At 72.2% G+C, this 7,773-nt stretch carries 2 protein-coding genes; both read right to left on the bottom strand.

Annotation, left to right across the window (positions count from 1 at the left end; genetic code table 11):
* On the bottom strand, positions 1-4,983 hold a 4,983-nt coding region (locus DD1DGNOD_RS07135; RefSeq protein WP_206443002.1), incomplete at its 3' end, for a type I polyketide synthase.
* The coding region (locus DD1DGNOD_RS07130; RefSeq protein ID WP_131769705.1) for an SDR family oxidoreductase at positions 4,970-7,773 on the bottom strand (2,804 nt) is incomplete at its 5' end. The genes DD1DGNOD_RS07135 and DD1DGNOD_RS07130, both read right to left, overlap by 14 nt.

Raw genomic sequence — 7,773 nt, 5'->3', positions numbered from 1 at the left:
ACTGTCGGCCGGGTGACTGTCGGCCGGGTGACTGTCGACGTCGTACCCCGGTGCCTGCGCGCCTGCCCGTACCGCATCCCCATGGTCGTCCAGAGGATGCCCACGGTCGTCCAAGGGCGCACCCAGCGCATTGATCGACTGGTGCGCGACCCAGCGGACGTGCGGTTGCGGACCATCCACCCGTACCCGGAAATAACCCGGTGTGACCGCCTCGACAACGAACCGTTTCGGCTTGCCCACCAGGCCGGTGCCGTCGGCCTTGGCCACGGCCTCCTTGGCGGTCCAGAACCTGGTGAACCACAGTGCCCGCTGATCGGCGTCGGCTCCGGCCAGGCCGGTGAGAAGGGCGCGCTCGGCACCGGTGAGCGCCATTGCCTCCACCCCCTCCGGACGTGGTGTCACCCGTTCGATATCGATACCCACATCACCATCGGGATGCACGACCGCCACCGCAAGGAACGCCGTGTGCGCCAAGGAGACCCGCGGGGGCAGCGCCGGCACACCGTCGCGGCCCGGCAACCTGTCGATCACCGGACGCCCGGACGCCTCGTTGGACACGCCGACCTCGATGCCCCACACGTCGGTGGCACCACCGTCCCACAACCAGTGGCGGACGGCGTCCTTCGCGGCGATCCGCCCGAGCAGCCACTCCCGCGCGGCCTTCGGATTCTTCGCCGCCAGGAAGGCCCGTTCGCCGGCGTCGAGATGGTAGCGCACGACCAGCTCGCGGGAGGCTGTGTCCGCCCAGTGCTCCCGGGCGAACACCCAGCCGCCGCCGGCCCGTTCGGCGATGGCGTTGCGCGCCGGTCGCAGCAACATCGCCCACATCACCTCGTCCTGGGAGAAACGGCGGTCGGTCCAGCCCTCGATGCGCGCCCACACCGTGCCGTCCGCGGCGCGCACCTCCAGATCGGCGGTGACAGCCCTGTCCCGGACGTCACGCACCCACACCGTGCAGGTCAGCCGCTCCCCCACGGCCGGGTGCGGGCCGAAGAACCGCACGTTTCGCAGGGCCGAGGGCAGCAGGAGCCAGTCCGCGGCGAGGTAGTCCCTCGGCCAGTAGCCGAACAGCTGGCCCGCGGCGTCGAGCAGCGCGCCGGGCGCGGCCGTCACGACGAGCTCACCGTGGACGCCCGTGGGGGAAATCGGCCCGACCGTGACCAGCCCCTGATAACCGGGCCCGTGGAACAGCCGTCCGCTGCGGTAGACCGACTGCCCGTCCACCACCTCGTTGCGCAGCTCGGGCAGGGGTTCGTCCGACGGCGCCGGTCCCGCCGGAAAGGCGTCGGCGAGGATGACCGTGCCGTGCGCGTACCCGTCGATACTCACCCGTACCGCGTCCTGCCCGGCCGCGGCCGGCAGGACGGTCGCGGTGACGGTCACCTCGACCGCCGGTTCGATCGCCAGCCAGCGAAGGGCCCGGACGTCGGTGACACCGACAACGACGCGACCGGGCACGACCGCCCGCGCCTGATCGATCATCAATTCCAGCACGGCGGTCATCGGGACCACCGGAAACCTGTCGGCGAGGTGCGGCCACCGTGGCGGCTGCTGGTAGAAGCAGTGATCGATGATGTACGGCATCGTCTCGATCGACAATGTGCGCCGAACATGCCGGACGTTTCGCCCGTCCGGCGGCACCGGCGAGCCGGCCAGCGGGACTGGTGGCCCAGCCGGCGCCCCGGCCGGCGGAGCCGGACGTCCACCGGGCCCGGTGGCAGAGCCAGTGGCAGGACGCGCGGGTGGAGCCTGTGCGGCGACCGGTGTGTGCGTCCCGGCGGTGGCAGGTGCGCTGGCCGCCCACTGCGACAGGACGGCCGAGACCATCTCGTTGGTTTCGGTGACCAGCGCGTCGAACTCGGCGAGCACCGGATGACCGGCAACGTCGTGTCCGCCGGCTGGAGGGCCGAAGGCAGCGCGATCACGTTTTTCCTGCGATACCGGAGGCCCAAGTCTGCGGGTCGTTGTGGAAGGGAGCGGACGGGCGGGCAGGTGGGCAACCAGCGGGTCCGAGTCCGGAGCTGGAGCCGGGGCCGCCGGCATCAGTGACGCGGCCCGCTCCCCGAGACGGACCAGCGGGGCCCCCAGGTTGAGCAGCATCGGCCGGCCACGGTGTGCCGGCGGGGACTCCGGCTCGCCGACGGCGGCTTCCGCGCTGTCGCGGGCGGCCTGCGGTGACAACGGTGACGGCAGCGACGGTGATGGCTGCTGCGGCCGGGAGACCGGGACCGGTGCCGCCGCAGGAGGGTTCGCGCACGGCAGCAGGTCCATACGAGGTGCGGCGCCTTCGGCCCAGAGCGCGGCCGCCACCCGCCGCAACTGGTCCAGGCCCGGACGTTTCGGGGTGTTCGTGACGACTGTCAGGTGCTCCCTGCCCGGCAGCGTGTCCTGGACGAAGCCGGCAATACTGCCCACCCCCACCTGGACGAAGACCCGCACGCCTTCGGCGTACAGCCGCTCGGTGAGCTGGCGGAACCGGACCGGCTCCAGCAGATGGCGCACCGCCAGCTCCCGGATCCCCTCGTGATCTTCAGGGTAGGGTGCGGCCGTCGTCGCCGACCACACCGGCACGTTCGGCGGGCGGATCGGGGTACTGGCCACGTCGGCTCGGACCTTCGCCAGGAACGGGGAGAGGAACGGGGAGTGGAAACCGGAGCGGAACGGCAGGATCCGGCCCAGCACGCCCCGGCCGCGCAGCCGTTGCAGGGCGGTCTCGACGCTGCGCTCCTCCCCGCAGATGATCGACTGGTGGGGGCAGTTGTCGTGCGAGACCACGACGTCCGGGAGCTCCGCGATGGTGGCGGCGGCCATGTCCGCACCGCATCCGAGTGCGCCGAAAGCCACCCCCGGCACCTCGAGGGAGTACGGTTCGAACGAGTTGATGAACCTGTCCGCGTGCTCGTCGTCGATCAGCCCGGCAGAGATCATGGCATTCCACTCACCGATGCTGTGGCCCCCGACGAGGTCGGGGAGGATCTCCATCCGGCGCAGTGCCGTGTCGAGTATGCGTCCCACCTCGACGCTGGCGACCCCGTGCTCCCCGAGCACCCTCGTGTCTCCGGTGCCCGTGTTGCCACTGCCCGTATCGCCACTGCCTGTTCCCGCGCCTGCGGCGGAGGGACCGTTCGGTCGCGTCAGCGCGAAGTACGCGCTGACGTCGTCCACCCGTGGGTGGAAGTTGTCCTCCAGTCCGCAGAACAGGAACGCCGTCCGGCCCGGCCCGGCGGTGCCGCCGAGCAGCGGTGACCCGGTGAACCACAGGTCGTTGCGACCGCGCCAGGGCCGGCCGCGTGCGACGACCGTCCGGGCGAGCGCCAGCCGGCGCCGGTCCGGCGCGACGATCGCAAGCCGGTAGGGTCCGCCGTCCGGTGGGGCGGTGGCGTCGTCGCGCGCCAGCAGTTCCCGGTCGGGGACGGCGAGCGCGCGGGCGATCTCCGCCGGGCTCGCCCCGGCGAGCAGCAGCACCCGCTCGACGCCCGGTTCCGCGGACAGTTCCGCGGGCGGGACCGGGAATGCGATCGACGGGGCGTTCGACGGCTGCGGCGCCTCCTCGACGACCACGTGCGCGTTGATCCCGCCGAAACCGAACGCGTTCACCCCGGCCCGGCGCGGCGAACCGTCGTCGACGTCCCAGGCGCCGGCTTCTAGTACCGGTCGCAACCGCGTGCCCGCAAACGCCGGATGCGGTTGCTCACAGTGCAGTGTCGGCGGCAGCGTGCGATGGTGCAACGCCAGTGCGACCTTGATGAGCCCGGCGGCGCCCGCCGCGGGCATGGCATGCCCGATCATGGACTTGACGGAACCGACACCGATCGGCCGCGCGCCCTCGGACATGCCGAAGACCCGCCGGAGGGTGGCCAGTTCAGCCGCGTCCCCGGCCGGGGCCGCGGTCCCGTGGGCTTCGACGAGACCGAGCGCGCCGGGTGCCTTCGGGTCCAGCCCCGCGTCGGCCCAGGCCCGCTCGACAGCCAGCATCTGCCCGTCGGATGCCGGCGCCAGCAACGTCGACGTCCGCCCGTCACTGGCCGAACCGCAGCCGCGGATCACCGCGTATATCCGGTCACCGGCACGTTCGGCGTCGGCCAGCCGCTTGAGGACGACCATGCCGACACCCTCACCGATGAGGATGCCGTCGGCCCGCCGGTCGAAGGGACGGATCCGCGAACTCGGCGACAGGGCCCGCAGCAGCGAGAAGACACTCCAGAACGTCACCTCCTGTACCAGATGGACGCCGCCGACGATCATGGCGTCCGCCCGGCCGCCGGTGAGCTCGCGCACGGCCGTCTCGACCGCGATCAGGGACGACGCGCAGGCCGCGTCCAAGGTGTAGGCCGGGCCGTGCAGGTCGAGCCGGTTGGCGATCCGGGACGCGGCCAAGTTGGGCACCAGCCCGATCGCGGCCTCGGGACGTTGCGGACCGAGCGTTTCGGTGAACGCGGCATGCACCCTGGCCAGTTGCTCGGCCGTGAGCGTCGGGACGAGTTCGGACAGGCTGGTGACCAGTTGCGTGGAGACCTTGACCCGCTGGTCCAGCCGGGCCATCCCGGACGCGAAGTAGCCGCCACGGCCCAGCACCACCCCGGTCCGATCGCGATCACCGAGTGCGTCCTCACCGCCGGCGTCCGCGATCGCCTCGGCCGCCACCCGCAAGGCCATGAGCTGGTCGGGTTCGGCCCAGTCCACGGCCAGGGGCACGATCCCGAACCGGGTCGGGTCGAAGGTCGCGAACTCCTCGACGAAACCGCCGCGCCGGCAGTGGATCCGGTCGCCGGCCGCCGTGGGACCGTCGCCGGAACCGGGCTCGGAGTCGGAGTGGAAGAACTCCGGGTCGAAGCGCTGCGGCGACACCTCCCGGATGGCGTCCACCCCGGTGACGATGTTGTTCCAGTAGGTGTCGAGGTCGCCCGCGCCGGGGAACACCGCCGCCATCCCGACGATCGCGATCCCTGAATCCGGGTTCAGGGATCTGTCAGGCCCGGGCATCGAACGCATCCGGCGAGCCGCACATGTAGACCACCTGCGGGTCGTCCACGTCGGCAGCGGCGAGCTCACGCAGGACCGCGGCGACCCCGGCGTCCGGATCGATCAGCCCGATGCCCCGCTGGGCGTAGGCACGTTCCAGCTCCGCGGAGACCATCCCCCCGCCGGTTCCCTCCCCTGCTCCCGCGCCCCTGCCTGCGGGATCGGACGATCCCCACGGGCCCCAGTCGAGCGACACGACACGGCCGCGGAAACGCCTCGCCCAGGCGTGGGCGCAGGTGTCGAGCGCATCGTTGGCGGCGGAGTAGTCGACCTGGCCCCGGTTGCCGAACACCCCGGACACGCTGCCGAAGAGCACCAGGAAACCGAGGTCGGGCCGCAGCGCGCCGGCCAGCGTCCGGGCGCCGTCGACCTTGGTCGAGAACACCCGCTCGAACGACTCCGGTGTCTTGTCCCGCAGCAGTTTGTCCTCGCAGACACCGGCACCGTGCACGACCCCGTCGATCCGGCCGCGCTCGGCGTAGATCGTCGCGACAACCGCACGCAGAGCGCCCGCGTCCCGTACGTCGACGGCGTGGTAGCGGACGAAGGACGCGGTCTCACTCAAAGCCGCGATGGTGGCCCGCACCTCCCGCTCGGCGAGCAGCCGGGCGACGCGGGCCTCGATCTCGGCGGGCCGGCGCAGGCCGGCGGCGATCAGGGCGCTGCGCAGCGCCGGCGCGTCCACCGCGGCGGCCGTCGCCGGGTCCTCGGCGGCAACCGGCAACGGTGTCCGGCCGACCAGCTCGATCCCGCAACCGGTAGCGCGGGCAAGCCCGAGGGCGACCCTGGCGGTGATACCGCGCGCTCCACCGGTGAGCAGGACGACGCAGTCCCGGCCGAGCTCTCCCAATGCCCCAGAAACCGGGGCCTCCCGGACCTGCCAGATCGGCTTCGCCGATCTGCCAGGAACCCCGGATCCGGTAGGAACCCCGAGCGCGAGAGAAACATCATCGCGCTGCCTTCGGCCCTCCAATGATCCAGAATCCTGGGCCGCCGGGCTCGCGCCGGCCCGGGGGAGCTCGGCCGGCACCACCCGCAGGGTCGACCGGACGCCGTGGCGGTAACCGGTCACAGGCGGGGCAGCCGGCGTGAGGAACTCCGTGAGCAGGTATTCGGCGAGCCGGGTCGGCGCCTCCTTCGGATCGAGGTCCACCGCGCGGATCACCACGTCCGGCGCCTCCCGGGCAAGCGTGCGCGCAAGACCGGCCATCCCGATGCTCGGACCAGGATCATCGCCTGCCACGCGGCCGAAACTGCCCCCGCTGCCGGTCGCGATGACCAGACGCCGGGTACCACCGGAGACCGCGGCCTTGATCGGACCGAACGCGGCAGGCAGGACCGGTGGCGCGTCCCGGTCCACGGGCGACACCCACCAGACGCCGTCCGCTGCGACACCGCCGGCAAGCTGATCGGCGAGAGCGTCGTCGTCCACGGAGAACATCCGTACGAACGCGCCCTGCTGCTCCAGCAGGGTCGTCAGTGCCAGACCGATACCCAGACCGCCTTCGACCACGGCGAACCGGCTTCCGGTCAACGGTCCCGGCCCGGCGTGGGCTCCAGGCCCGGCGTTGGTGAGCAGGTCGGGGAGCGTACCCGGCGACGGCAGCGGGACGACCTCGACGACGAACCGTCGAAACGGACTCGCCGGATCCGCCGGCCCGGTCCCGGCGTCCATGGCGGTTACAGAATCCGCGGCTGTTGCGGGGCCCGCGTCCGGACGGGTGACGATCCAGTCGACGATCCCGCGGATGGTCCTGACGGCCGCGAGTTCCTCGACAACCTCGTCGACCAGGCCGCCGCCTTCGGCAAAGCCGGCCCCTCGCTCTCCGGCGGCGCCCAGGCCGATCCGCTCCGCCAGCGCTCCCAGAATCTCAGTCCGCTTGATCGAATCGATGCCCAGATCGGCCTCGAGATCCAGGTCCGCTTCCAGCATCTCGGCCGGATAACCCGTCGCGGACACGATCACCTCCACCACCGCGCCCAGCAGCACGTCCGGATCCCGGGATACCGACCGCGCCGACGCCGCCGCGACCCGGGCGTCATCGTGACCGGCGGTCCAGCCAGGTGACCGGAGCTGGTCAGCCGTGGCCGGCAGGAGGGCATGATCAGCCGTGGCAGACGGCGGTGCATGGTCGTCGGCTGTGGCCGACAACAGGGCTTGGTCAGCCAGGGCCGGTGACGAGGCGTGACCGAGCGTGCTCGACGGCAGGGAGGCCGGGGGGAGCATCGGGGCCGCGGGATCGACCGGGGACACAGCCGACGCCCGGTCCGGGACGCCCAGGTAGTTCAGGACGACGTCGCGTTGCGCGGCGACCAGCTCGCGGGTTGCCCGCAGGAACTCGATCACAGTGGCATCGGCGGTCCCCGCGGGGGGTGGGACGACCGCCGTTCCTCCTCCCGCCACCACGGTCTGCACGGGCTGCGCCGGCGGTTCGGGAGCCGGCAGGCGGGTCAGTTCGTCCGCGGGCACCAACCCGCCGGGCAGGTGACGACCGTCGGACGTCCGCACCAGATGGCCGTCGACGAGCCAGCCGGGTCGGCGCGGGCAGTTCACGGCCGAAACGGCCCGTGCGTCACGCCCGGCGAACAGCGGCGCGGTGTCCACGGTGACGCCGGCGGCCGCCAGCTCCGCCAGCGCGAGCAGGAGCCGGCGGAGCCCATGGTCACCGGGGACGTCCGTGGCGACGGCCGTATGCGGCCGACCGTGCAGGATCCTGCTGGTGAGCCCGGTGAGGACCCGGCCCGGCCCGG

The organism is Candidatus Protofrankia californiensis (assembly GCF_900634765.1).
Taxonomy (GTDB): domain Bacteria; phylum Actinomycetota; class Actinomycetes; order Frankiales; family Frankiaceae; genus Protofrankia; species Protofrankia californiensis.
Note: the sequence above shows the minus strand (reverse complement) of the source record. Positions and strands in the feature narration are given on the sequence as shown.